The organism is Saccharopolyspora spinosa NRRL 18395 (assembly GCF_000194155.1).
Taxonomy (GTDB): domain Bacteria; phylum Actinomycetota; class Actinomycetes; order Mycobacteriales; family Pseudonocardiaceae; genus Saccharopolyspora; species Saccharopolyspora spinosa.
This window is the reverse complement of sequence record NZ_GL877878.1, coordinates 15,367-40,092: the sequence shown is the minus strand read 5'-3', so window position 1 is coordinate 40,092 and position 24,726 is coordinate 15,367. Positions and strand designations below refer to the sequence as shown.

The 24,726-nt window shown below is 69.7% G+C and carries 23 protein-coding genes and 2 tRNA genes; 12 read left to right on the top strand and 13 right to left on the bottom strand.

Features of this window, described 5'->3' with window-relative positions; translation table 11 throughout:
- Window positions 1-118: 118 nt before the first annotated feature.
- Both hutU and hutH read right to left on the bottom strand, forming a co-directional pair.
- Window positions 119-1,771 (bottom strand): urocanate hydratase, encoded by a 1,653-nt coding sequence (gene hutU / locus SSPN_RS0100210; protein ID WP_010304850.1) that lies wholly within the window; start codon window positions 1,769-1,771, stop codon window positions 119-121.
- A complete protein-coding gene (gene hutH / locus SSPN_RS0100205) occupies window positions 1,768-3,327 on the bottom strand; it encodes a histidine ammonia-lyase (protein ID WP_010304847.1) in 1,560 nt (519 codons plus the stop codon). The genes hutU and hutH overlap by 4 nt, the downstream gene beginning before the upstream one ends.
- Window positions 3,328-3,419: 92 nt before the next feature.
- On the opposite strand from hutH, the gene SSPN_RS0100200 reads away from it, so the two are divergent.
- The gene (locus tag SSPN_RS0100200; protein ID WP_010304846.1) at window positions 3,420-4,211 is read left to right on the top strand and encodes an IclR family transcriptional regulator; all 792 of its coding nucleotides are present in this window, start codon (window positions 3,420-3,422) and stop codon (window positions 4,209-4,211) included.
- 80 nt (window positions 4,212-4,291) lie between these two features.
- Here the strand turns inward: SSPN_RS0100200 and SSPN_RS0100195 are convergent, their stop codons facing one another.
- Genes SSPN_RS0100195 through SSPN_RS0100180 form a run of 4 tightly spaced genes read right to left on the bottom strand, consistent with a single transcriptional unit; the run spans window position 4,292 to window position 7,597 of the window.
- Complete coding sequence (locus tag SSPN_RS0100195) at window positions 4,292-5,170, bottom strand: ABC transporter substrate-binding protein (protein WP_010304843.1); 879 nt, start codon at window positions 5,168-5,170, stop codon at window positions 4,292-4,294.
- Window positions 5,170-5,850, bottom strand: a complete 681-nt coding sequence (locus SSPN_RS0100190) for an ABC transporter permease (protein WP_029534802.1) — start codon at window positions 5,848-5,850, stop codon at window positions 5,170-5,172. The genes SSPN_RS0100195 and SSPN_RS0100190 overlap by 1 nt, the downstream gene beginning before the upstream one ends.
- Window positions 5,847-6,503 (bottom strand): ABC transporter permease, encoded by a 657-nt coding sequence (locus SSPN_RS0100185; RefSeq protein WP_010304839.1) that lies wholly within the window; start codon window positions 6,501-6,503, stop codon window positions 5,847-5,849. The genes SSPN_RS0100190 and SSPN_RS0100185 overlap by 4 nt, the downstream gene beginning before the upstream one ends.
- Window positions 6,500-7,597, bottom strand: a complete 1,098-nt coding sequence (locus SSPN_RS0100180; protein WP_010304835.1) for an ABC transporter ATP-binding protein — start codon at window positions 7,595-7,597, stop codon at window positions 6,500-6,502. Before SSPN_RS0100180 ends, SSPN_RS0100185 begins: the two co-directional genes overlap by 4 nt.
- 185 nt (window positions 7,598-7,782) lie before the next feature.
- Here SSPN_RS0100180 and SSPN_RS0100175 point away from each other — a divergent pair, with 185 nt between their 5' ends.
- Window positions 7,783-9,321 (top strand): bis-aminopropyl spermidine synthase family protein, encoded by a 1,539-nt coding sequence (locus SSPN_RS0100175; RefSeq protein WP_010304832.1) that lies wholly within the window; start codon window positions 7,783-7,785, stop codon window positions 9,319-9,321.
- 316 nt (window positions 9,322-9,637) lie between these two features.
- On the opposite strand, the gene SSPN_RS0100170 is transcribed toward SSPN_RS0100175, so the two are convergent.
- Both SSPN_RS0100170 and SSPN_RS0100165 read right to left on the bottom strand, forming a co-directional pair.
- The gene (locus SSPN_RS0100170) at window positions 9,638-12,451 is read right to left on the bottom strand and encodes a sensor domain-containing protein (protein ID WP_010304830.1); all 2,814 of its coding nucleotides are present in this window, start codon (window positions 12,449-12,451) and stop codon (window positions 9,638-9,640) included.
- 315 nt (window positions 12,452-12,766) lie between these two features.
- A complete protein-coding gene (locus tag SSPN_RS0100165; protein ID WP_010304827.1) occupies window positions 12,767-13,966 on the bottom strand; it encodes an NAD(P)-dependent malic enzyme in 1,200 nt (399 codons plus the stop codon).
- A 437-nt stretch (window positions 13,967-14,403) separates the two neighbouring features.
- Here SSPN_RS0100165 and SSPN_RS0100160 point away from each other — a divergent pair, with 437 nt between their 5' ends.
- The gene (locus SSPN_RS0100160) at window positions 14,404-15,012 is read left to right on the top strand and encodes a dTDP-4-dehydrorhamnose 3,5-epimerase family protein (protein WP_010304825.1); all 609 of its coding nucleotides are present in this window, start codon (window positions 14,404-14,406) and stop codon (window positions 15,010-15,012) included.
- 4 nt (window positions 15,013-15,016) lie between these two features.
- On the opposite strand, the gene SSPN_RS0100155 is transcribed toward SSPN_RS0100160, so the two are convergent.
- Window positions 15,017-15,331: a S24/S26 family peptidase gene (locus SSPN_RS0100155; protein WP_085982082.1), complete on the bottom strand. Its 315-nt coding sequence runs from the start codon at window positions 15,329-15,331 to the stop codon at window positions 15,017-15,019.
- A gap of 78 nt (window positions 15,332-15,409) precedes the next feature.
- On the opposite strand from SSPN_RS0100155, the gene sodN reads away from it, so the two are divergent.
- Together sodN and SSPN_RS56325 are read left to right on the top strand one after the other, a co-directional pair.
- A complete protein-coding gene (gene sodN, locus SSPN_RS0100150; RefSeq protein ID WP_010304815.1) occupies window positions 15,410-15,817 on the top strand; it encodes a superoxide dismutase, Ni in 408 nt (135 codons plus the stop codon).
- 466 nt (window positions 15,818-16,283) lie between these two features.
- Entirely contained in the window at window positions 16,284-16,598 is a 315-nt protein-coding gene (locus SSPN_RS56325) for an ANTAR domain-containing protein (protein WP_010304812.1), read from the top strand.
- A gap of 193 nt (window positions 16,599-16,791) precedes the next feature.
- Here SSPN_RS56325 and SSPN_RS41845 read toward each other — a convergent pair whose 3' ends face one another.
- Entirely contained in the window at window positions 16,792-17,667 is an 876-nt protein-coding gene (locus SSPN_RS41845) for an HD domain-containing protein (RefSeq protein WP_158309516.1), read from the bottom strand.
- Window positions 17,668-17,812: 145 nt separating this feature from the next.
- Between SSPN_RS41845 and SSPN_RS0100135 the strand changes: the two genes are divergently transcribed.
- From SSPN_RS0100135 to SSPN_RS0100125, 3 genes are read left to right on the top strand one after another with little or no spacing between them, the layout of a single operon-like run.
- The gene (locus SSPN_RS0100135; RefSeq protein ID WP_010304804.1) at window positions 17,813-18,259 is read left to right on the top strand and encodes a hypothetical protein; all 447 of its coding nucleotides are present in this window, start codon (window positions 17,813-17,815) and stop codon (window positions 18,257-18,259) included.
- Window positions 18,256-19,605, top strand: a complete 1,350-nt coding sequence (locus tag SSPN_RS0100130; RefSeq protein WP_010304801.1) for a replication initiator — start codon at window positions 18,256-18,258, stop codon at window positions 19,603-19,605. The genes SSPN_RS0100135 and SSPN_RS0100130 overlap by 4 nt, the downstream gene beginning before the upstream one ends.
- On the top strand, window positions 19,598-20,722 hold the full coding sequence (locus SSPN_RS0100125; RefSeq protein ID WP_010304798.1) for a tyrosine-type recombinase/integrase: 1,125 nt from the start codon (window positions 19,598-19,600) through the stop codon (window positions 20,720-20,722). The genes SSPN_RS0100130 and SSPN_RS0100125 overlap by 8 nt, the downstream gene beginning before the upstream one ends.
- A gap of 41 nt (window positions 20,723-20,763) precedes the next feature.
- Here the strand turns inward: SSPN_RS0100125 and SSPN_RS54155 are convergent.
- Both SSPN_RS54155 and SSPN_RS54150 read right to left on the bottom strand, forming a co-directional pair.
- Window positions 20,764-20,829, bottom strand: a tRNA-OTHER gene (locus SSPN_RS54155).
- Window positions 20,830-20,874: 45 nt separating this feature from the next.
- Window positions 20,875-20,938 (bottom strand) — tRNA-OTHER (locus SSPN_RS54150).
- 304 nt (window positions 20,939-21,242) lie between these two features.
- Here SSPN_RS54150 and SSPN_RS0100120 point away from each other — a divergent pair.
- The 4 genes from SSPN_RS0100120 to SSPN_RS0100105 all read left to right on the top strand — a co-directional run bounded on the left by SSPN_RS0100120 (window position 21,243) and on the right by SSPN_RS0100105 (window position 23,989).
- Window positions 21,243-22,193 (top strand): GlxA family transcriptional regulator, encoded by a 951-nt coding sequence (locus SSPN_RS0100120; protein ID WP_010304796.1) that lies wholly within the window; start codon window positions 21,243-21,245, stop codon window positions 22,191-22,193.
- 12 nt (window positions 22,194-22,205) lie between these two features.
- On the top strand, window positions 22,206-22,820 hold the full coding sequence (locus SSPN_RS0100115; protein ID WP_010304794.1) for a DJ-1/PfpI family protein: 615 nt from the start codon (window positions 22,206-22,208) through the stop codon (window positions 22,818-22,820).
- 30 nt (window positions 22,821-22,850) lie between these two features.
- Window positions 22,851-23,447, top strand: coding sequence for a histidine phosphatase family protein (locus SSPN_RS0100110; RefSeq protein WP_010304793.1), 597 nt, complete (start codon window positions 22,851-22,853; stop codon window positions 23,445-23,447).
- Between the two features lie 74 nt (window positions 23,448-23,521).
- Window positions 23,522-23,989, top strand: a complete 468-nt coding sequence (locus SSPN_RS0100105; protein ID WP_010304791.1) for a GNAT family N-acetyltransferase — start codon at window positions 23,522-23,524, stop codon at window positions 23,987-23,989.
- 9 nt (window positions 23,990-23,998) lie between these two features.
- Here the strand turns inward: SSPN_RS0100105 and SSPN_RS0100100 are convergent, their stop codons facing one another.
- Window positions 23,999-24,436, bottom strand: a complete 438-nt coding sequence (locus SSPN_RS0100100; RefSeq protein WP_010304789.1) for a hypothetical protein — start codon at window positions 24,434-24,436, stop codon at window positions 23,999-24,001.
- Window positions 24,437-24,726: the final 290 nt, after the last annotated feature.

The following is a 24,726-nucleotide window of genomic DNA, read 5'->3' as shown; positions in this document are numbered from 1 at the left end:
CACGCCCGCTCCTTCCCGAACACCCGCGTCACGGGCAGAACTGCCCACGCTGGCTCTACTGTCAGTTTCCGGGGCCGTGAGCGTTTTGGTTGCTATAGCGCAAAACGCTCACGGGTGCTCAGCCGACGAGCGGGGTTCGGATGCCGCGTTCGGCGGCGATCTCGTCCGCTCGCTCGTAGCCGGCGTCGACGTGCCGGATCACGCCCATGCCCGGGTCGTTGGTCAGCACCCGCGCCAGCTTCTGCGCGGCCAGCTCGGTGCCGTCGGCGACCGTGACCTGGCCCGCGTGCAGCGACCGCCCCATGCCGACCCCGCCGCCGTGGTGCAGCGACACCCACGTCGCGCCGGAGGCCGTGTTGACCAGGGCGTTCAGCAGCGGCCAGTCCGCGACCGCGTCCGAGGTGTCCGCCATCGCCTCGGTCTCCCGGTACGGCGAGGCCACCGACCCGCAATCCAGGTGGTCCCGCCCGAGCACCAGCGGCGCCTCGAGCTCGCCGGAGGCCACCATCTCGTTGAACCGCAGGCCCGCCTCGGCCCGCTCGCCGTAGCCGAGCCAGCAGATCCGCGCGGGCAGCCCTTGGAACGAAACCTTCTCGCCGGCCAGCCGGATCCACCGCGCCAGGTGCTCGTCGTCGCCGAACAGGTCGAGGATCGCCCGGTCGGTCTTGGCGATGTCGGCCGGGTCGCCGGACAGCGCCGCCCACCGGAACGGGCCCTTGCCCTCGCAAAACAGCGGCCGGATGTAGGCGGGTACGAAGCCCGGGTAGGCGAAGGCCCGCTCGTAGCCGCCGAGCTCGGCCTCGCCGCGCAGCGAATTGCCGTAGTCGAAGACCTCGGCGCCGCCGTCGAGGAACCCGACCATCGCCTCGACGTGCTTGGCCATCGAATCGCGCGCCCGCTCGGTGAACTCGTCGGGCTTCTTGGCCGCGCAGTCGTGCCAGTCGTCCAGGTCGACGCCCAGCGGGAGGTAGGACAGCGGGTCGTGCGCGGAGGTCTGGTCGGTCACGATGTCTGCGGGCACGCCGCGCCGCAGCATCTCGGGCAGCAGCTCGGCGGCGTTGCCGATCACGGCGACCGAGTAGGCGCGCCGGTCGTTCTTCGCGGCGACGGCCTTCTCGGTCGCGGCGTCTAGGTCGTCGGCGACTTCGTCGAGGTAGCCGTGCCGGACCCGGCGGTGCGCGCGCTCGGGGTCGCACTCGACGACCAGGGCGACGCCGTCGTTCATCGTCACCGCCAGCGGCTGCGCGCCGCCCATGCCGCCGAGACCGGCGGTGATGGTCAGGGTGCCCGCGAGGCTGCCGCCGAAGCGGCGGGCCGCGATCGCCGCGAACGTCTCGTAGGTGCCCTGCAGGATGCCTTGGGTGCCGATGTAGATCCACGACCCGGCGGTCATCTGCCCGTACATCATCAGGCCGAGCGCGTCGAGGCGGCGGAACTCCGTCCAGTTCGCCCAGTCGCCGACCAGGTTGGAGTTGGCGATGAGCACCCGCGGCGCCCACTCGTGGGTCTGCAGGACGCCGACCGGCTTGCCGGACTGCACCAGCAGCGTCTCGTCCTCGCGCAGCGTGGTCAGTTCCCGGACCATCGCGTCGAACGAAGCCCAGTTCCGGGCCGCTTTGCCGGTGCCGCCGTAGACGACGAGGTCGCCGGGCCGCTCAGCGACCTCCGGATCGAGGTTGTTCTGCAGCATCCGCAGCGGCGCTTCGGTGCTCCAGCTGCGCGCGGTCAGCGTCGTCCCGCGCGGGGCGCGCACGGGTCGGGCTTCGCTCATGACATCCTCCGGTCCACTGTGGAATTCGTGGCGTCGGCAACGGCTTCGCGCACCGCGCCGGAACGGATCAGTTCTTCGGCCGCGGTGATCTCCGGCGCGATGTGGCGGTCGGCTCCGGGGCCTTGGACCCGGGTACGCAGCAGGTCCCGCACCGCGCCGGTGGCCGGGCCCGGCTCCAGCGGGGCGCGCAGGTCCAGGGCTCGCGCGGCGGTCAGCAGCTCGATCGCGAGCACGGTCGTCAGGCCGTCGATGCCGCGGCGGAGCTTGCGCGCGGCGGACCAGCCCATCGACACGTGGTCCTCCTGCATCGCGCTCGTCGGGATCGAATCGACCGACGCCGGGACCGCGAGCCGCTTCAGCTCGGCGACCACCCCTGCCTGCGTGTAGTGCGCGATCATGTGCCCGGAATCGACGCCCGGGTCATCGGCGAGGAACGCGGGCAGCCCGTGTGAACGCGCGACGTCGAGCATCCGGTCGGTGCGGCGATCGGCCATGCTCGCGACGTCCGCCACCGGAATGGCGAGGAAGTCCAGCGCATGGGCCAACGGGGCGCCGTGGAAGTTGCCGTTGGACTCCACCCGGCCGTCGTCGAGCACGACCGGGTTGTCGATGGCGGCCGCGAGCTCCCGATCCGCCACGGTCTCGGCGTAGCCGACGGCGTCCCGGGCCGAGCCGTGCACCTGCGGTGCGCACCGCAGCGAATACGCGTCCTGCACGCGCGTGCAATCGGGCCCGCGGTGACTGGCCACGATCGGCGAATCCGCCAGTAGCGCCAGCATCCGCGCCGCGGAAACCGCCTGCCCCGGGTGCGGGCGCAGGCGCTGCAGGTCGGCGGCGAACACGCGGTCGGTGCCCAGCAGCGCCTCCACGCTCATCGCCGCCGTCACATCGGCCACGTCCAGCAGCGCGGACAGGTCGTCCAGCGCGAGCACCAGCATGCCGAGCATGCCGTCGGTGCCGTTGGTCAGCGCCAGGCCTTCCTTCTCCGCGAGCACCACGGGCTCGATCCCGGCCTCGGCCAGCGCCTCGGCGGCCGGGCGGAGCCGCCCCGACGCGTCGAAAACATCGCCTTCGCCGGTCAGGGCGAGCGCGACGGCCGCCAGTGGCGCGAGGTCTCCGGAGCAACCGAGCGAACCGAATTCGTGCACCACCGGCACGATGCCGGCGTTGAGCATCCCGGCCAGCGCGTGCGCGGTTTCCGGGCGGACGCCGGTGCGCCCGGTCGCGATCGTGTGCAGGCGCAGCAGCATCTGGGCGCGCACCACCTCCGGTTCGACGGCCGGGCCGGCGCCCGCCGCGTGCGAGCGCACGAAGGACTGCTGCAAGGCGGCGCGCCGGTCGCTGGGGATGTGCCGCACGGCTAGCGCACCGAACCCGGTCGACACCCCGTAGATGGGGCGCTGCTCGGCGGCCAGCGCTTCGATGTGCTTCCGCGTCGCGGCTATGCCGTGCTCCGCGAGCCGGGTCAGTTCCACGCGCGTGCCGCCGCGGGCGACGTCGACGACCTCGTCGCGGTCGAGCGGCTCCGGACCGACATTGAGCACGTTGTCCTGCATAACTCCATATCAGCGCTACTGCGCCGTCGGCAGAAGCCCGGTTAGGGTGAGAGTGTCTGGAGTACCAGACACCAATCCCCGATCGGAGGGTCATGGGCGGCAGCAGCGACGTTCCGGCGCTGCGACGCGGGCTGGCCATCCTGCGGGTCCTCGCGGGCCGCGCCGGGCCGGTGTCGGCCGGGGTCATCGCCCGCGACCTGGACCTGCCCCGGTCGACGACCTACCACCTGCTGGCCGAGCTGGTCGCCGCCGGATTCGTGACCCACCTGCCGGAGGAGCGGCGCTACGGGCTGGGCATGGCGGCCTTCGAGCTCGGCTCGGCCTACCTGCGCCACGACCCGCTGGAACGCCTCGCCGGGCCGCTGCTGCGCCGGCTGGTGGACGAGGTGGGCCGCACCGCGCACCTGGGCGTCCTGCACGGTGGCGAGTCGCTCTACCTGATCAAGGAACGCCCGTCCCAGCCGCAGACGCTGGTAACCGATGTCGGCGTCCGGCTGCCCGCGCAGCTGACCGCGTCCGGGCGCGCGCTGCTCGCGCACTTGCCCGCCGCGCACGTGCGGGCCCTGCTGCCGTCGAGCGAGCGGTTCGTGCGGCGGACCGACCGGGGCCCGCGGAACCTGCCCGAACTGCGCCGGTTGCTGGCGGAGGAGCGCCGACGCGGCTGGGCGGTCGAGGACGGTTTCGTGACGGCGGGCTTCGCCTCGGTGGCGTGCGCGGTGTTCGACCACGGGGCGCGCCCCATCGCGGCGATCAGCGTCACCTTCCGCCACTTCTGCGACACCCCGGGCGGCGAACCCTGCGCCGAGACCTGGCCGAACGTGGCCACCCAGGTCCACCGAACGGCGGCGGAACTGACCACCAGGATCAGCGGCCGCTCGGCCTAGGAGGCTGCGTCACGTCTCCAGGCGTGCCGATCCACGCGACCGGCAAGCAGGACCCCGCAGGTGGCTGCCCGTGCGAGGGATCAGAGGCCGGCCGAGGCGACGAACTCCTTGGCGACATCGGCCGGGTTGGCCTTGTCGACCTCGATCTTCCGGTTGAGTTCCGTCAGCTTTTCCGTGTCGAGGGCGCGGGACACCTTGTTCAGCGCCTCGGCCTGCTGCGGGGTCAGCTTCCCCTTGTGCGCCAGCGGAACCACGTTCTGCGCCGGGAACATGTTCTTCGGGTCCGCCAGCTTCACCAGGTTGTTCGCCGCGATCTGCGACGAGGTGGTGAACAGGTTCGCCACCTGGATCTGGCCGGACGTCAACGCGTCCACCGTGATGGTGCCCGCCTCGACGGGGCGGATCTCCTTGAACCGGCAGCCGTAGTCCTCCGCGATCTTGGCTTCCCAGCGGGACTTCCACTCCGCTGGCGCGCCGAGCACGAACTCGCCGCAGCGCGGCCCGAGATCAGCCATCGACCGCACCCCGGTACCGGCGGTGGCGGCGGTGACGGTCAGCACGTCGGAGTCCTCGGCCGGGGACTGCTCCAGCAGCTCCATCTCACCCGGCACGGCCTGCTTGAGCTGCTCGTAGACCTGCTGGGTCTCGGTCGCCGACGCCTGCGGGTTCAGGTACTGCAGCAGGTTCCCGGTGTACTCGGGCACCACCGAGAGCTCCCCGTTGCGCACCGCGTTCACGTAGAACTCCCGGGCGCCGATGCGCGGCCGGGTCTCCACCTCGGCGCCGGTGGTCTTCAGCGCCTCGGCGTAGATGTTCATCAGCAGCTCGCTTTCGGCGAAGTCGGCCGAGCCGACCACCAGCGCGCCGCCCTGGTTCCGGTTGGCCTCCAACGGGTTCTGCGAACCGCAGCCGGTCAGCAGCAGAGCCACCGCCGCGGCGCACACCAGCAACCGCTTCATCAATCCTTACCTCCTCGTCGGGCGGCCAGCACCAGACCGCGCGGCACCAACAGCCAGGTCGCGCCGGCCAACACCAGGTCGAGCAGGACCGCGAGCACCGCGATGACGATCGCGGCCGAGGCCATCTGCGCGTAGTCGCTGATCTTCAACCCGTCCAGCAGGATCCGCCCCAGCCCGCCGAGCCCGACGTAGGCCGCGACCGCCGCGGTGGCGACAACCTGCAGCATCGCGCTGCGCACCCCGCCGAACAGCAGCGGCAACGCGGTCGGCAGCTCCACCTGCCACAACCGCTGCATGGGCGTCATCCCCATGCCCTTGGCCGCATCGACCGCGTCGGCGGGCGCGTTGCGGACCCCCGCGTAGGTGCCGGAGAGGATCGCCGGGATCGCGAGGACGACCAGCCCGGCCAGCGCCGGGCCCTCCCCGAGCCCGAAGCCCAGGACCAGCAGCGTTACCACGCCCAACGTCGGCAGCGCCCGCATCGCGTTGCTGATCCCCACCACGAGAACCGCGCCACGCCCGGTGTGTCCGATGTAGACACCCAGCGGCACGGCCACCACGGATGCGGCGGCGACGGAGACCACGCAGTAGTACAGGTGAAGCAGAGTCTGGGCCAGGATCCCGCCCGGCCCGGTCCAGTGCGCCGGGTCGGTCAACCAGGCGATCAGCTCGCCGATCATGCGCGGCTCACCCCCGCCCGCGCCCACGGCGTCAACCGCCGCCACAACGCCACCAGCAGCAGGTCGACCACCAGGGCCAGCAGCAGGGTCAGCACGATGCCGATGACGATCTGCTCCGGGTAGTCCAGTTGGAATCCGGCGGTGAACAACCGGCCCAGACCGCCGATGCCGACCAGCGCACCGACGCTGACCAGGCTGATGTTGCTGACCGACGCAACCCGGACCGCGGCGACCAGAACCGGCACCGCCAGCGGCAGCTCCACGGCGAGGAACCGCCGTCCGGGCCGGTACCCCATCGCCGTCGCGGCGGTGACGATGTGCGCGGGCACCGAATCCAGCGCGTCCCGGACCGGCCGCACCAGCAGTGCCGCGGTGTAGAACGTCAGGGCGATGATCACGTTGACCGAGGACAGCAGCGGCGTCCCCACCAGACCGGGGATGATCACGAACAGGGCCAGCGACGGGATCGTGTAGAAGACGTTGGCCCCGCCCTGCAACAAGCCGCGCAGCCAGCGCACCTGCTGCGCGAGGCGCCCCAGCGGCAGCGCCACCAGCACGCCGAGCAGCAGCGGCACCAGCGCGAGGTAGATGTGCTGGCCGAGCTGGCTGAGCACCATTTCCCGGTTGCTGGGACTTTCGAAGAAATCGATCATGGCAGCCCTTCGCCGACGCCGCGGCGGTGCTGTGCGATCACGTCGAGCACGTGGTCGGTGGTGATCACGCCGACCAACCGGCCATCGCCGTCGACGACGACACCCTGCCCGGACGGCGCGGACAGCGCCGCGTCGAGCGCGCCGCGCAGCGGGGTGTGCTCGGTGTAGAGCGACCCACCGGCGACGAGCTGCGCCTCGGCGAGCTCACCATCCACATTGGACCCGGGCGGGAGCCAGCCCCGCGGCCGGCCGTCTCCGTCCACCGCCAAGCGCCAGCGCGGTTCCGGCGGCACCTTCGTGCCCAACTCGACCGTGGCCACCGGCTCCGGGCGCACGCCGTCGGGGTCCACGAAGGACAGTCGCCGGTAGCCGCGGTCCCGGCCGACGAAGGCGGTCACGAAGTCGTCCGCCGGGTCGGCGAGCAGGTCGTCGGGCCGGGCGTACTGGGCGAGGTGCCCGCCCTGGCGCAGCACTGCGACCTTCTCGCCCAGCTTCACGGCTTCGTCGATGTCGTGGGTGACGAACAGCACCGTCTTGTCCAGCTCGTCCTGCAGTCGCAGCAGCTCGTCCTGCAGGCCCTCCCGCACCACCGGGTCCACCGCGCTGAACGGTTCGTCCATCAGCAGCACCGGCGGGTCGGCGGCCAATGCCCGGGCCACCCCGACGCGCTGCTGCTGACCACCGGAGAGCTGGGCCGGGTAGCGCTTGCCCAACTCCTGCGGCAGCCCCACCAGCTCCAGCAGCTCACCGGCTCGCCGCCGCGCCTCCTGCTTGCTGCGACCGTGCAGCAGCGGCACCGTCGCCACGTTGTCGAGCACGTTGCGGTGCGGGAACAGCCCGGCCTGCTGGATGACGTAGCCGATGCCGCGGCGCAGCTGAGCGGGATCGCGCTCACGCACGTCAGTGCCGCCCACCAGCACCTTCCCCGACGACGGCTCGATCATCCGGTTCACCATCCGCATCAAGGTGGTTTTGCCGCACCCGGACGGCCCCACCAGCACGGTGATAGTGCCGGTCTGCACCGACAGACTCAGCTCGTGGACGGCGACAGTGCCGTTGTCGTACTGCTTGCGCACGGCCTGGAACTCGATCAACCGAGCCCCCTCGTAGATCGTCGCGGTCCCCCAAACCTGGCCGACCCTAACTCGATCGGCGCAATCGTGCGATGGACCGATATCTACGCGTGATCTTCTCGGGGCGTCCCAGCTGCACCATCCCACCGACTGGGAGCCCGGCGCGGCGGCGGCGCCGCAGGGCACGCCGTAAGGTTGGGAATCCGATGAACACTGCTCAGCACCCCGCAACTCCCGAGCCCATCGACGCCGTGCACGCGGTGCTCGCCGACGCCGGAGTCCTCGCCCGACGGCTGCGCGAGATCCTCGCCCAGCTCGCCGAAGTCGCGCTGCCGCTCGACGAGTTGATCCGCAGGACGGCCGTCGCGCGGCGCACGGTCGAAGACCTGCTCGCCGCCGCCGGGCCCGACGTCGAAGCCACCGGCGCGACGTACCGGCTGACGCCGGAAGCGCGCGACCGCTACCGGCAGCGCTTCGCGCTGGACGAGCTGCGCCCCGCCCCGTCCACTGGGGCCGAACAGCTGGAGCGGATGCGAGGTTTCATCGAGAGCGGCCCGGCGCCCGCCGCAGCGCTCGACCACGTGACGGCTACGCCGGAAACCGCGCTACGCCGCGCCGAATGGCTGCGCGACAACTACGACCTGCGCGGCGCGCAGCTGCTCTGCCTGGGCGATCACGACCTGACGTCGTTGGCGTTGAGCTTGGTCGCGCCATCGGCGTCGGTGACCGTGGTGGACCTCGACGAGCGGATCCTGGCGCACATCGACTCCGTCGCGGCCAAACAGGGCTTCGCCATCCGCACCCTGCACGCCGACCTGCGGTTCGGGGTGCCGCCGGTGCTGGAAGGCTGCGCGGACCTGGTGTTCACCGATCCGCCCTACACCCCGGAGGGCGTCGGGCTGTTCGCCACGCGGGCCGCCGAATGCCTGGCGGGCCCGAACAGCCGGCTCCTGATCGCCTACGGCTACAGCACGCGGACCCCGGCGCTGGGGCACAAGGTGCAGCAGGAGTTGCTGCAGCTGGGCATGGTGTTCGAGGCGATCCTGCCCCGGTTCCACCGGTACTTCGGGGCACAGGCCATCGGCAGCGCGAGCGACCTGTACGTGTGCCAGCCGACCGCGCACACCCGAAAGCTGGCCCTGCGCCAAGCGCCGGGGATCTACACGCACGGCCCCCAGTCGGTGGAGGCGTTGGAGGCCTCGGCGCCGCCGGAGTTCCTGGCGGCGATCGGCGAGCGCGTCGGCGGCCCGGTCGCGACGTTGCGGGATCCCGGCTGGCCCCGGCCGATCCGGCAGCAGCAGGGCGCACCGGTGTTCGACCTGCGCAACGATCCGGGGCCGTGGCTGCTGCGGATGCTGTTGGCGTGCAACGCCGAACGCGCCGGATTCGTGGTCGACAACAACCACCCGGACATCACCAGCGAGCGCGCGCAGCACGCCCTGTTGGAGCTCGTCGCGGCGAAGTACCGGCTGCGGTTCCACCGCAGCAGCCCGGACTCGAAGCACGCGGTCGTGGTGGCGGACGCGGTGGAAACCCCGTCGGTGGCGCGCTACCTGCTGAACCACGGCAAGGGCGGCAACATCTGGCGGGAAGGCCTGATCACCTACTCCGACGAGAGCCTGACCAAGCGCGAGGCCAAGGACCGCATCGCCGAACTCGCGCCCAACGCGGACGACCTGGACCTGCGGCTGATCGACCTGCCCCGCCACCGCATCGCCGAACTCGTCCGCTCGACAACCGCATAACGCCCCATTTCCGCAGCGCAGCCCCGTGAGCCTGTGGGGTTGCCGCAGAGGCTGATTCGGAAGTGATCGTCCGAGTTGCGGTAGGGCGGGCTAGTGCCTTTGAAGCGGCGAAGCCGCTTGGCCCGCCCCGCAACCGGCACCGCCGCGTTCTCAGGCGTCGCCTGGCGAGGACAGCCGCAGCGTGGCGCACCGGGACACACACGAGTCGGAGATCCCGCACACCAGACGGCTTTTCAGGTTCCGGCCACCCGCACCGCCACGCATGACGAGCTTGAAACAGCCTCTACGGCTGCCCAACGGACTTACGGCCCTGTTCTCACGTTCCCGGGATGGGCAGCGGGCCTCGTTCGAGGAGGTCGCGGAACTCGCGGGCCGGGATCGCTCCGGAGAACAGCCACCCCTGGTAGGCGTCCACCCCGACCCCGCACAGCACGTGGAACTGCGTCGCCGTCTCCACGCCCTCGGCCACGCACAGGCGGCCCATCGCGCGGGCCATGTCCACGACCGCCCGCGCCACCGCGAAGTCCGAGGCGTCGCCGCCGACCCCGGCGACGAACCTGCGGTCCACCTTGATGATCTGCGCGGGCAAGTCCTTCAGCCGGGCCAGCGACGAGTAGCCGGTGCCGAAGTCGTCGACCGCGAACCGCACGCCGCGCGCGACCAGCTCGCCCATCTCGTGCCGGGTCCGCGACGGCAGGTCCACCAGCGCCGTCTCCACCAGCTCCAGGATCACCCGGTTCCAGGCGATGCCGGTCTCGGCGACGATGTCGGCGACCGCGTCGACGAACTCCGGCCCACCCGGCACCAGACCCGCCAGGTTCACCGCGACGCCCACCTGGCGGCCGCCGCGCGCAGGCCACGTCGCCGCCTCCCGGAGCGCGGTCCGCAGCACCCAGCGATCAAGCTCCCGTAACAGGTCGCCCTGCTCCGCGACCGGCAGGAACGCGTCCGGCGCGAGCATCCCGCGATCGGGATGCGGCCACCGCACCAGCGCTTCGGCGGTGACCACCGCGCCGTCGGAATTCACCACCGGCTGGTAGTGCAGGACGAGGCCGTCGTTGTTCAGCGCTTCCCGCAGCTGCCCCTCCAGGTGCAGCTGCCGGTCCGCCGAGGCCATCAGCGCGGGGCTGGCCAGCGAAACCTTGCCGGCGCCGCGGCGCTTCGCCTCGAACATCGCCGCATCGGCGAACCGCAACAGGTCCTCGCCGCCGGCACCCGACCCGTTGGGCACGGCGGCGCCGATCGACGCCGATACCCGGATCAGCTGGCCGTGCACCGGTACCGCGGTGCGCAGCAGCCCGGAAACCCTGGTGGCCAGGGAATCGACGCCGCCGACCGCGTCGATGTCCTGGCAGATGATCACGAACTCGTCGCCCGAAAGCCGGGCGGCCGTGCAACCGTCCGGCAGTCCGCCTTCCAGCCGCCGCGCCAGCGCGACCAGCAGCTCGTCCCCGGCGTCGTGGCCCAGCGAGTCGTTCACCCGCTTGAAGTTGTCGATATCGCAGAACAACACCGCGACGCGGTGCGAGTCGGCGCGCCCGAGCAGGTGGCTGAGCAGATCCTTGACCGCCGCCCGGTTCGGCAACCCGGTCAGGTCGTCGTGGGTGGCCTGGTAGCGCAGGGCTTCGGACGCACGCCGCCGCTCGGTGATGTCCTGGAACACCACCAGCCAGAACTGGGTGCCGTCGTCCTGCACCGACGAGGACGTGTGCAGCTCGCAGTACACCGGCTCGCCGTCGGAGCGCACCAACACCCGCTGCGGCACCCTGCGCCGGAGGCCCGGCCGCTCGGCGGGCGTGGGCAGGCCGGTCTCCCGCTCGCCCGGGTGCGTGATGTCCGGGACCGTCATGCCGCGCAGCTGCTCCAGGCGGTAGCCGAGCAGGTCGCACAGCGCGTCGTTTGCGTCGACCAGCCGCTCCGCCCGGTCGAACAGGCCGATCCCGACCGGCGTGATGCTGACCAGGTCGGTGAAGCGCTGGCTGGACCGCTCCATGCGGGTCACCACGGCGCGCTGCTCGGTGACGTCCTGGACGGTGCCGACCAGGACGGCCTGGCCTTCCTGGTCCCGGATCGCGGTGCCGTGCAGGCGGAGGATCCGCATCGTGCCGTCGATGCGCACGTAGCGGTGCTCGACCTCGATCGGCTCGTGGTGCTCCTTCAGCGGCTGCCACGCCTGCCGGACCCATTCCTGGTCGTCCGGGTGCACCCGTTCCAGGTAGGTGCCGAAGGTGGTGTGCGCGGTGGTGGGCTTGCCGATGATCTCGTGCAGCATCCGCGACAACCGGAAGACGTCGGTCCGCGGATCCCACTCCCACGTGCCGAGCCGGGCGATCCGCTGCGCGTCCTGCAGCTTGCGCCGCTCGTCGCGTAATTGGCGCTCCAGCGCTCGGTTCTCGGTGATGTCCTGAACGGTGCCCTGCACCCGCTCCACCCGGCCGGAGCGGTTGTACTCGGCGCGCCCGGTGCACAGGTAGATCCGCTTGCCGGGCAGGTCGCGGAGCTCGACCTCCAGCAGTTCGCCTTCGGGGGCGGTGAGCACCTCGGTGTAGAACTCCTCGGCGCGGTCCTGGTCCTCGGGATGGGTCGCCGCGATCATCGACAAGGCGTCGGTGGCGCCCTCCGCACCGGAGCCGCCGAGGAATTCCGTGAGCACCGGACTCTGGTACAGCTCACCGGTTTCCGGGTAGAACACCCAGCTGCCGACCTTCGCGATCCGCTGCGCCTCGATCAGCCAACGCCGTTCGTTCTCGGAGTCCCCGGACTTCTCCGGCGAGACCTCGGTCAGGTCCGAAACGTCGATCAGCACCGTGACGCGCAGCCGCTCGTCGTCGGCGTGCGGCCAGCTCAGCGGGCGGACCGGGACCCGGCCGCAGCGCGCCCGCAGCAGCGAAACCTGCCCGTCGCGCGCCACCAGATCCGCGAGCCGGCAGCCGACCAGGGTGGCGGGGCTGGTTTCGCCGGCGAGCTTCGCGGCCTGCTCCGTCGCCCGCACCACCACGCCGTCCTCGGTGCTGAGCAGGGCCGGTGCGGTCGGCAGGGGAACCAGCGCGAACGCTTCGGCACGGGCACCGGCCAGGCCGAGACCGCCGGAGGTCGTCCGGTTCCTCTCGCTCCGCTCGGTCAACAGCACCCCTCCTGCGTAGCAGCCGCCCGGCCGCCGCCAGCGGACGCCCGACACGCCACCGGGTGAGTGACGTGCAACACAGCTAACCGTGCAGCTGACCTTACCGGTCCACGCACCGGCAGTAACGTCACGGTGCCGGGGCGGGGACCGATTCCCTGGAGGGGTGACAGCCGTCGCCCGACATGATGACGCCGACCGACGAAATTCGGTTGTCGGCCGCCGATGCGGCGGGGCCGGGGGAGCCGCTGCCCGGCTCCCCCGGCCCCGCCACTGCAAGCCGAACCTACCGCTGTTCCGCCCCGGAACGACAGCCTCGACGGCTCATGCGGTTGCGACGCCGTCGGCTCGCGCCGCCTTCGCGACCGCCGCGCTGACCTCCGGCGCCACCCGCGGGTCCAGCGGGCTGGGCACGATGTGGTCCGCGCTGAGGTCGTCGGCGGCGACCGCCGCGATCGCCTCGGCCGCCGCGACCTTCATGCCGTCGGTGATCTCGCGAGCCCCGACGTCCAGCGCTCCCTTGAAGATGCCGGGGAACGCCAGCACGTTGTTGATCTGGTTCGGGAAGTCGCTGCGGCCGGTGGCGACCACCTTGGCGTGCCGCCGGGCGACGTCCGGGTGGATCTCCGGGTCCGGGTTGGAGAGCGCGAACACGATGGCGTCGTCGGACATCGTCGCCACGAATTCCTCCGCGAGCTGCCCGACCGAGACCCCGATCACCACGTCGGCGCCGCGCAGCGCCTCCGCGGGCCCGCCGGTGATGCCGCGCGGGTTGGTGAACTCGGCCAGTTCCTGCTTGATCGGCGTCAGGCCGTCCCGCGCGGAGTGGACCACCCCGCGCGAGTCGAGCACGATGATGTCCCCGACACCGGCGGTGTGCAGGATCTTCGCGCAGGCCACGCCGGCCGCGCCCGCGCCGGAGATCACCACTCGCAGCGATCCCAGCTCCCGGTCGACGACCTTGGCGGCGTTGCGCAGCGCGGCCAGCACGACCACTGCGGTGCCGTGCTGGTCGTCGTGCATGACCGGGCAGTCCAGCGCCTCGGCGACCCGGCGCTCCAGCTCGAAGCAGCGCGGCGCGGAGATGTCCTCCAGGTTGACCGCGCCGAACGACGGGCGCAGCCGGACCAGGGTCTCCACGATCTCGTCGACGTCGGTGGTGTCCAGCACCAGCGGGATCGAGTCGAGGCCGGCGAAGGTCTTGAACAGCGCCGACTTGCCCTCCATCACCGGCAGCGAGGCCCGCGGCCCGATGTCGCCCAGGCCGAGCACCGCCGTGCCGTCGCTGACCACGGCCACCAGCCGTTGCGTCCAGGTGTAGCGGTCGGCCAGCGCCGGGTCGCTGGCGATTGCGCGGCTGACCTGCGCCACGCCCGGGGTGTAAGCGATCGACAGATCCCGCGCGGAATCCAGCGGCGCGGTCACTCCGACGGCGAGCTTGCCGCCCTCGTGCGCCGCGAAGATCTCCTCGTTGGTCAATTCGGCACCGACTCCGCTCGCGGTGCTGTCGTTCACGGTGGTCACGGCGTCCCTCCTGTAGCCATGCCTGCGGCCCGGACGCATTCCAGGCCGGGCGGACCGGGTGGCACTTCGCCACCCGTGCGACGTCGCCTGCCCTTGCGTGCTGGACAGGCGAACGTCCTGAAATGACCGAGGCCTGCCGCCCTGGTCGGACAGCGGCTCGGCGGACGCTGCGGTTCAAACAGTGTGCCAGGCCGCGAGATCACTGTCAGCGACCGGGATCACACAACCTCACCAGCAGGTTCAACAATTTGTCAATCCCACTTGGCAGTACGCGCGTCCTTTTTGGATCGGGATTGCGGCAGTACGTGCACCCGGTTTCAGTGCCCCATTTCGCAGTACGTACGTCCGTTTTGAATATGGCGATCAATGGCTCGCATGACCCATATCAACTCCGCCCCACCGAACCGCATTCCAACCAACCTCATAGGCTTTCGGCCGTGCAGGTACGTCGACTTGACATCACGGGTGCATACGAGTTCACCCCGAAGGCCTTCCCCGACCACCGGGGCCTGTTCGTGGCCCCGTTCCAGGAGGCGGCGTTCATCGACGCCACGGGGCACCCGCTGCGAGTCGCGCAGACCAACCACAGCGTCTCGGCGCGCAACGTCATCCGCGGCGTGCACTTCTCGGACGTGCCGCCGGGCCAAGCGAAGTACGTGTACTGCCCGCAGGGCGCGCTGCTCGACGTGGTCATCGACATCCGGGTCGGTTCCCCGACCTTCGGCCGCTGGGAGGCGGTCCGGCTCGACGACACCGAGTACCGGGCCGTCTACCTAGCCGAAGGACTCGGGCACGCGTTCGCCGCGCTGACCGACGACACCGTGATGACCTACCTCTGCTCGACGCCCTACACCCCGGGCGCCGAGCACGGCATCGACCCGTTCGACCCGGAACTCGCGTTGCCGTGGTCCGACCTCGACGGTGAACCGGTCCTGTCCGAAAAGGACCGGACCGCCCCGAGCCTCGCGGAAGCCGCCGACAACGGCCTGCTTCCGGACTACGAAACATGCCTCGCCCACTACGAAGGCCTGCGCAGCCCCGGCTGAACGGTCACCGCAAGCGGCCCGGCTTCGGCCAGAGGCGCCACCGGATAATGCCGAGCACCTCGGCCGGGCCGAGCTCCCGCGAGTCCGTCGAGCCGAAGTTGTTGTCGCCCTCGACGTACCAGCCATCGCCCTCGCGGCGCAGCGCGCGCTTCACCGACAACTGCCCCGGGCGCTGGGCCCAACGCACCAGCACGACGTTCCCCGGCCGGGCGGAACCCCGAAGCCGCAGCAGCACCACGTCGCGATCCCGCAGGGTGGGAACCATAGACGGCCCGCGCACCAGCAACCGCCGCCAGGGCCAGCGCCCGAGGGATTTCACAGCCACCTCCAGTAGGACGTCGAGGATCTTCAAGAGTAGGGTCGGGCCTGTCGGAGCACTCACTGTCAGGGAGGAATCATGCGACTCCTGTCGCGAATCCTCAGCCCCCGCCTAGAGGCGACCGCGCACTGCGACCTGCCGTGCGGCGTGTACGACCCGGCGCAGGCGCGGATCGAAGCTGAGTCCATCAAGGCGATCCAGGAGAAGTACGCGGCCAATGAGGACCCGGAGTTCCGCACTCGCGCGATTCTGATCGCCGAGCAGCGCTCCGAGTTGGTCAAGCACCACCTGTGGGTGCTGTGGACCGACTACTTCAAGCCGCCGCACTTCGAGAAGTACCCGCAGCTGCACGAGCTGATCAACAAGGCCACCAAGGCCGCGGGCGCGGCCGGGACCAAGGGTTCTATGGAGGCCAAGTCCGGTCAGCAGCTGCTCGACTACATCGCCGAGGTCGACAAGATTTTCTGGGAGACCAAGCAGGGCTGAGGTCACAAGCTTGACCAAGACACCGACCAGCGAAAACACCTCTTCGTTGGTCGGTGTCTTTTTTCGTCTTTCGGCCTGCTTCGACCGCCTGACGGCGGCCCGACGGCCTGTTCACGGCCTGGAACTGTCCAATGGGGACTGTTCACCCTGGTCCGGCCGAACTCTGCGGTAAGACCTGGACGCTGCTCGGCCTGGCCGCAGGACCCGTCACGTGCGTTCGGGGTACGCGCCGCTCATAATGGGAACACGTGTTCGCAAGAGGCACGTCACCTGCGAGGCCCCAGCCCCGGAGGCTTTCGCGGAGCGCGCGGTGATGACCACATTGCCCGGCCGATGTCCCCGGCCGATGTCCGGTGCGTGGTCGCGGGATCCGCCAACCCCAATCCCAGCGCCCGCTGCGTTTTGCCGGGCCCAGTTTGCACAGACAGTGACATACTGGACGTCAGGGAAGGTCGGGTGGGGTCCTATGCAAACTCGCGACATCTCCGACCAGCAGCCGTGGGGAAGCTCTAGGGCGTGCGACAGCCTCGGCAACCTCGACGCGGCACTTCAGGGCCATCCGGCGATCGAGCAGGCCAAGGGCATGCTGAAGCTGGCCTTCGGACTCGATGACCACGACGCACTCGAGTTTCTTGCCGGGATGTCGCACGACACCGGTACCGACATGCGTGACGTGGCTCAGACGCTTGTAGAGCGGGTCACTGGCGCAGCGAGCGCGTCGACCATGAAGAGCGTAAGCGCCCGTGTCCTCGCGGAGTGGAAACGACTCAAAGAGTCCTAAGCCCCGCCTTGCAAAGGCGATCAAGGGGCCGGTGAGCGCAGCGAGCCGCACGCCCGGCCGGCCATCGGCGGCTTGACCGGGCTCGCATACAGCAAGGTCGGCGGCCTCGTCATGGCTTGCATACAGCAGGCAGGCGGCCCCGCAGGGGCCGCCCTTGATCCAGTAGAGAAAGTCTGAACACGTACGCCACGACTCAGGGCTTGAGTCCTTGCCGGGCTCGGGTGGTGGCCCTGAGTTCGTGGTAGCTCGATGCGAAGTTCATCCACCAGCCTCGCGCATCCGATGTGGTGATGGCCTGCGCGAGCTGCTTCGCGGATTCGGTCCGCAATGCCTGGATCGAGGTGTCCTGCCAGGGCTCGCTTCCGTATCCCTGGGTGGCGTACTCCGTTGCTTGGAGCAGGGTTTCGATCTTGTCGGCATCGTGTGCAACTTTCGATTCCAGGGTTTCCGTTTCCTCGTATTCGGCGGTCATCTCCTGGAACACCGTGGCCAGCTCGTCGGGCATTCCGGCTGTTTGGTGGGCCGTAACGGCCTGCGGAACGGCCGTGGTGACGTAGGCCCGGCCGACTGAAGGCACGTCACCAATGCGGGCCTCGTGCACGTCATGCATGAGGCAGAGGGCAGCGGTTCGGCCGGGGTCGGCACCTTCCATCGCAGCGAGGGCCATGCCAACAAGGCCAACGCGAAATGAGTGTTCAGCGACGCTTTCAGGCTGCCGGATGCCGAGAAGTAGCCAGCCAGAACGGGGCAGGTTCTTCAGGTGACCTGCCTCGTGCAGGAAAGCCCCTAGTCCGGTGAGTGGATGCACCTGCCCGGCTGGCACAGGCAAGCTCGCCTGTCCGGTGACGTACACGCCACCTCCGGGGCGGCTTTGCACGAAGCCCTCGTCGCGCAGCGTACGGATTGCAGACCCGATCGTCGCTCGGGTTACTCCGAAGAACTTGGCTAGCTCATCCCCTGTCGGCAACTGGGCTTCTGGTTCGAGCTCGCCGGACAGGATCGCTGCCCGGATGCTCGCCGCGATCTTGATGTACGGGCTCCGGGGATCGTCTAGGTCGATTGGCTGCATGCCGGGAGCGTACCTGCTTAAGCAAGTGGTCATCTTGCGCGACCTACTTGCCTTCTTGCTTATTCAAATCTAGAGTATGCTTAGACACGTTGGAAAGCTGAATAGTCAGCTTGCGTGACTCTGGAGAGGTCTCCCGGAGGTAGTCGTGACTGCTGTACCCAACGCCCCCACCGTGCAGCCGGTGTTTTCCCGCGCGGAGATCGAGTCGATGACCTCGTTCCGGTTCACCGACCCCAACCCGGAGATGGGCCGGACCTACGCCGAGTCGGCGTTCCGAGACCTGCCGGAATTCGTGCAGGACATCGTCGAAGACGTGATCGACCTGAGCGCGTGGAAGTGGAACGTGCTGGTGGAACTGGGCCAGGTGCTGGAGTTCACCGGCACGTTCCGCTACACGATCCCGCGTTCGCTGCCGTGCGTGCAGCGTCTGGCTCGGCGGGGTGAGGGCCGTTCGGGGTTCTGCCCGGAATGCGACGGGTCGCTAGTGATGATCGACACGGACGGCTCCTACACCGGGGAGTTGGGCACGCCGGTGATCTGCACGTGCGTCAACTGGGCCGTGCACCTGCACCGGCCGGAGGTGGCCGCGTGACGACCGCCGCATTGGTATCCGCGCTGCCTACGGCTGACGAGCTACTCAAGTACACGATCAAGGCGTCGGGGTTCGCCAAGTTCCGGGAGACGGTCCGCTCCGTGCGGGGATGTCTGCGGCCGGTGTGGCTGGCCGGTTCGTGGTCGGCGCAGCGGTCGGACGGCACCCCGGTCAAGGAGCATTCCGGGCAGATCGCGGTGGCGTGCAACAACCGTCGTGAGTCGGTGTGCCCGTCGTGCGCTGCCCGGTATGCCGGGGACGCCTACCAGCTCGTCAAGGCGGGCCTGTCCGGCGGCAAGGGTGTCCCCGACGAGGCGGCAAGGCATCTGCGGCTGTTCGTGACCCTGACCGGGCCATCGTTTGGGGCGGTGCACACCCGCGCGACGACGACTCGGGGCCGCGTGCGTCGCTGCACCTGCGGAGAGGTGCACCACCAGGCCGATACCCGGATCGGGTCCGCTGTGGACCCAGACTCCTACGACTACGCGGGTGCGGTGCTCTGGAACGCCCACGCCGGGCAGCTGTGGCACCGGTTCCGCATCTACCTCGCCCGGCTGGTCGCCGCATCACTGGGGATCAAGTCCAAGGACATTGCGCATACCTTCCGGCTGTCGTATTCCAAGGTGGCCGAGTATCAGCGGCGCGGCCTGGTGCACTTCCACGCTGTGATCCGCCTCGACGGCCCGGACGGCCCCGGCAGCCCAGCCCCGGACGGGGTCACCGCCCAGATGCTGGATGAGTTCATTCGGGTGGCCGTGTGGAAGACCTCGGTGGAAGTGGAGGCCACCGACACCTACCCGGCCACCGTGGTCACGTGGGGCCGTCAGGTCCAGATCGACCCCATTGCCGAGTCAGCGTCGGACGATGCGGCGGATGTGGTGGTCGATCAGCGGGTGGCGGGCTACATCGCGAAGTACTCGACCAAGGGCACCGGGGCAACCGAGGGCACCGACACCCGGATCCGCAGCGAAGCCCAAATCGATGAGCTGAACGTCTCCGAGCATCACCGTCGGATGATCCGCACCGCGTGGCGGCTGGGCTTGCGGCGGTGGGCGCACATGCTCGGCTTCGGCGGTCACTTCCTGACCAAATCCAAGTACTACTCCACCACCTTCACCGCGCTACGGGGAGTGCGCGCGGAACACCAGCGCGCCGAACACCTCGCGGCGCTGGGCATCGACGACACCGACGATGTGCGGATCGTCAACGACTGGACTTTCACCGGGATTGGCTGGGGAAACGCGGCACAACGCGAGCTCGCCGAAGCCATGTCCGAACGCCACCAGTACGCGCAACGAATCGAATACGACGCGCGAAAGGAGATCGACGGAGGTCAGCATGGCTGACATCGACGACCGGTGGCACCGGACCGGCCCAGACGGCAAGCCCGAACGCACCGACCGCTACGGGATCGGCGCGCGGTGGTTGGTCCGCTGGCGTGATCCTGACGGTAGGCAGCGCAAGAAGAGCTTCCGCCGCAAGGTAGATGCCGAGCAGTACGCCACGACCATCGAGCACGGCCTGCTCTCCGGCACCTACATCGCACCCGACGCGGGCAAGATCATGGTGGAGGAATGGGCGACGAAGTGGCTTGACGCTCAGGCGCACGTGAAGCCGACAACCCTGAACCGTTCGGCCGGCATCGTCCGAACCCATATCCTGCCGACGTGGGGGAAGTTTCGGCTTTCAGACATCACGCATGCGGCTGTGCAGTCGTGGGTGGGCGAACTGAGTCGTGCGCTATCGCCCGCTTCGGTCGCCAAGGTTCACCGGGTGCTCTCGCTGATCTTGGCTTGGGGCGTGCGGAATGATCGGCTGGCGAAGAACCCGGCGGAGGGTGTCAACCTCCCGCGCGTCGTAGCGCCAGAACACCGGTACCTCTCTCACCGGCAGGTCGCTGACCTCGCCGACGCCTGCGACATGGACGGTCTGGTCGTCTTGTTCCTGGCCTACACCGGTCTGCGCTGGGGTGAAATGGCCGCACTTCGCGTTCACCGCGTCGACCTCGACCGGCGTCGCGTCCTGGTCGCCGAATCGGTGACGGAGGTCAGTGGACGGCTGGTCTGGGGCACTCCGAAGAATCACGAGCGTCGGTCGGTCCCGCTGCCGAGGTTCGTTGCCGAACTGCTGGGCAAGCACCTGGTGGACAAGGTCGCTGAAGGTCTGGTGTTCACTGCGCCGCAAGGCGGCGTGCTTCGGGTTCGGAACTTCCGGCGAGCCGTGTTCAATCGCGCGGTTGCCGAAGTCGGTCCAGTCGGGTTCCACCCTCACGAGCTGCGCCACACAGCCGCGTCACTGGCAATCGCCTCTGGGGCGGACGTGAAGATCGTCCAGCAGATGTTGGGCCACAAGTCGGCGACGATGACGCTTGACCAGTACGGGCACCTATTCCCAGACCGGTTGAACGAGATTGCCGACCGGATGGATGCGGCGGTATGTGCCCCGAATGTGGCCCGTACATGATCACGCAAAAAGACCAGGCACTTTAACCTGGTCTTTTACGGTGGAGACGAGGGGAATCGAACCCCTAACCCCCGCCTCGCAAAGGCGGCCCCGAATGTGGCCCGTACATGATCACGCAAAAAGACCAGGCACTTTAACCTGGTCTTTTACGGTGGAGACGAGGGGAATCGAACCCCTAACCCCCGCCTCGCAAAGGCGATCAAGTGGCCCGGCTACCTCGGCCTTTCTGGGAGACCAAGCAGGGCTGAGCGCCGCACAGCAGGACCGCAACGCCGTCCGCCGACGAGCCGACAGCTCGGGTTCGGCACCGCCGCCGTCGCTGGGAGTTCGGTTGATCTCGGTGGGCCACCCCGGCTTCGGTGCCTCCGCCCCCAAACCCGGCCGCACGCTTCGCAACTGGGCCGACGACGTCGACGAATTCGCTGCCGGATCGGGGATCGCTCCCGGTCGTCACAGGTTGTCCTGATCGGTGGGGCGCTAGTCCTTGAGGACACCCGCGAAAGCGGCCAGGCTCGACCACGTGGTCAGGCACGAAGTGGTCATCGCGGTCTACGACGGCATCCAGCTCCTGGACGCCGCCGGGCCGCTGGAAGTCTTCGACGGCGCGGCGCAGGTCCTCGGCGGCGGCTACCGGGTGCGCCTGGCCTCGCCGGGCGGACGCGACGTGCGGACGTCGTCGCGGGTCCGGCTCGGCGCCGACACGGCCCTCGAAGAGGTCGACGAGATCGGCACGCTCGTCGTCGCCGGCGGTCGGGGATTCCGCGACGCGAAGTTCGACGCCGCGCTGATAGGCCAGATCCGCCGGTTGGCCGGGCGCGCCGAACGCACCACCTCGGTGTGCTCCGGCGCGTTCCTGCTGGCCGAGGCCGGGCTGCTCGACGGACGCCGGGCCACCACGCACTGGTCGATGTGCGACGAGCTTGCGGTGTCCTACCCGACTGTGACGGTCGAACCGGACGCGATCTACGTACGCGACGAACCGCTCGTGACGGCGGCCGGGGTGACCGCCGGCGTCGACCTCGCGCTGGCACTCGTCGAGGACGACCACGGCGCCGAGCTGGCCCGCAAGCTGGCGAAGTACCTGGTCGTGTTCCTGCAACGCCAGGGCGGGCAATCGCAGTTCAGCGTGTGGAACTCGGCGCCAGCGGTCACCGACCGCGCGCTCCGCGAGCTGCTCGGCGACATCACGGCGCGCCCGGCGGACAACTACAGCATCCCGGCGATGGCCGCGCGGCTGGCGAGGAGCCCGCGCCACTTCACCCGCCTGTTCACCAAGGAGGTCGGCACCAGCCCTGGCCGGTACGTCGAGCGGGCGCGCGTCGAAGCCGCCCGCGCGATGCTCGAAACCGGTCAGGGCGGCGTCGCCAGGCGCTGCGGGTTCGGCAGCGCCGAGACCATGCGGCGGGCGTTCCTCCGCCAGCTCGGCGTCCCGCCGAGCGCCTACCGAGACCGCTTCCGCACCGCAGGATGAAGGAGATCCACTGTGGACATCGCTTTCGCGCTCTACGACAAGTTCACCGCTCTCGACCTGATCGGCCCGTACGAGACCCTGGCCGGGCATCCGGACGTCACCCCGCACTTCGTCGCGGGGGACCTCAGCACCGTGCGTTGCAACTCCGGGCTGCCGATCCAGCCGACGACGACCTTCGCCGAACTCGACCGGCCCGACGTCGTGGTCGTCCCCGGCAGCCCCGCCTGGCGCGCGGCGCTGGACGACGAGGCACTGGTCTCGTGGCTCGCCGCGGTGCACCCGAGCACGACGTGGACGACCTCGGTGTGCACCGGTTCCCTGCTGCTGGCGAAGTCCGGTGCCCTGGCCGGGAAGCGCGCGACGACGCACTGGACGACGCGCGAGGCGCTGGCCGAGTTGGGCGCCGAAGTCGCAACCGAGCGGGTCGTCTTCGACGGAAAGGTCGTGACCGGCGCCGGGGTGTCCGCGGGCATCGACATGGCGCTGTCGCTGGCCGCCGAACTCTGGGGCGAGGACACCGCGAAGATGATCCAGCTGATGCTGGAGTACGACCCGCAGCCGCCGTTCGACACCGGCTCGCCCGAGAAGGCAGGTCCCGCGCTGGTGGCCACGGCGCTGGAGCGGTAGGCCCCGCTCAGCGCGGTTACGCTCGGAGCCGTGGCACAGGATGAGCACCGCGTTTACGTCCTCCGGCACGGCACGACCGAGTGGTCCCAGACCGGTCAGCACACCAGTCGTTCCGACATCCCGCTGACGGTCGAGGGCGAGCTGCGGGCGCGGCAGGCCGGGGAGACGCTTTCCGCGTTGCGCCCGGCCGGGCCGGCCGTAGTGTTCGCGAGCCCCCGGCAGCGCGCCCAGCGCACGGCGACGTTGGCCGGGCTGGCCGATGTGGTCACCGAACCGCTGCTCGCCGAGTGGGATTACGGCGACTACGAAGGCCTGACCACCCAGCAGATCCGCGAGCAGGTGCCCGACTGGACGGTGTGGACGCACCCCTGCCCGGGCGGGGAAACGGCGGCGGACGTCACCGCGCGCGCCGACAAGCTGCTGACTCGCATCACGCGCGCCGGTTACGACGTGGTCCTGGTGGGGCACGGCCACTTCAGCCGCTGCCTGATCGCGCGCTGGCTGGGGCTGCCTGCCACTTCAGGGGTGCACTTCGCGCTGGATCCCGCCGGGATCACGGTGCTCGGCCACGAGCGCGGCGTTCCGACGGTGGAGCGGTCGAACATCCCGCCCTGGCAGCAGGGCTGACCGGGTAATCCGTTGCGCCGGCTGGTGCGCGCCCCCGAATATCCTGGGGCGACGCAACTCATGTGGAGGTATCGATGATCCGCCGGGCGACCCGAGCCGACGTACGCGCAATGGTCGAGCTGGTGCACGAACTCGCGCGCTACGAGAAGGCGCCGGAGCTGTGCCACCTGACCGAGCAGCAGCTGCGGGACGCGCTGTTCGCCCCGACGCCGGCGCTGTTCGGCCACGTGGCCGAAGTGGACGGTGCGGTCGCGGGCCTTTCCCTGTGGTTCCTGAACTTCTCCACCTGGGAAGGCGTGCACGGCATCTACCTGGAGGACCTCTACGTCCGCCCCGAGCACCGCGGCTCCGGTCTCGGCAAGGCGCTGCTGCAGACCCTGGCGCAGGAGTGCGTCCAGCGCGGCTACGCCCGGCTGGAGTGGTCCGTGCTGAACTGGAACGAGCCTTCGATCAACTTCTACAAGGCGGTCGGCGCGATCCCGATGGACGAGTGGACCGCGTACCGCCTCACCGGCGACGCGCTGCGCAACTTCAGCGCCTGACGCGCCCGCTCATTCGTCGCGATCGGCGTCGGGCGCGGTGCTCGACGAGAAGGACCAGGCCCGCCCCTCCCGGTTGAACAGGAACCACACCACCGCGATCGCCGGCACCGCGATCACCAATGCGATCACCGGCTGCGAGGACGGCCCGAACGCGTACCAGGCGGTGCCCAGCAGCAGCAGCTGCATCAGCAGGGCGGGTGTGCGCGCCCAGTGCTTGCCCTTCCACAGGCCGATGCCCGCGGCCAGCACACCTCCTGCCAGCAGCGTGTAGTACCCGGCCTCGCCGTACATCTGGCCGCGCTCGAACTGCCCCGCTCCCCCGAGGTCGGGGGCGGTGCTGCGGACGAGCAGCGCCACGACGAAGATCAGCCCGGCCACCGCCTGCAGGGTGGTCAGGACACCCGCGATGCGGATGGTGCGCGGGACGACTTCGGTCGGCACGGTCACGGTCGCCTTTCCCGGATCAAAATCGGTGACTCTGCGTATGCGCCTCCGATGGTAATACCGCCCGAACGCCGCATGGCTGCCGCCACTGTCACGCGCAATGATCGACTCATGGCTGGAGCGGCGGTCGGGGATATCGGGGTGTCCTCGCGATCCGCCGTCGGCCGGGCAGGTACCGGCGGAAGACGGTCGGATGCGCTCCGGGGTTGCGCATCCGGGTTCCGCCGGATCTTGGTGGCAGTCAACGGCGCGGCGCACCCGTTCCTGGTGTCTCAGCCAGCCGACCCCACCGC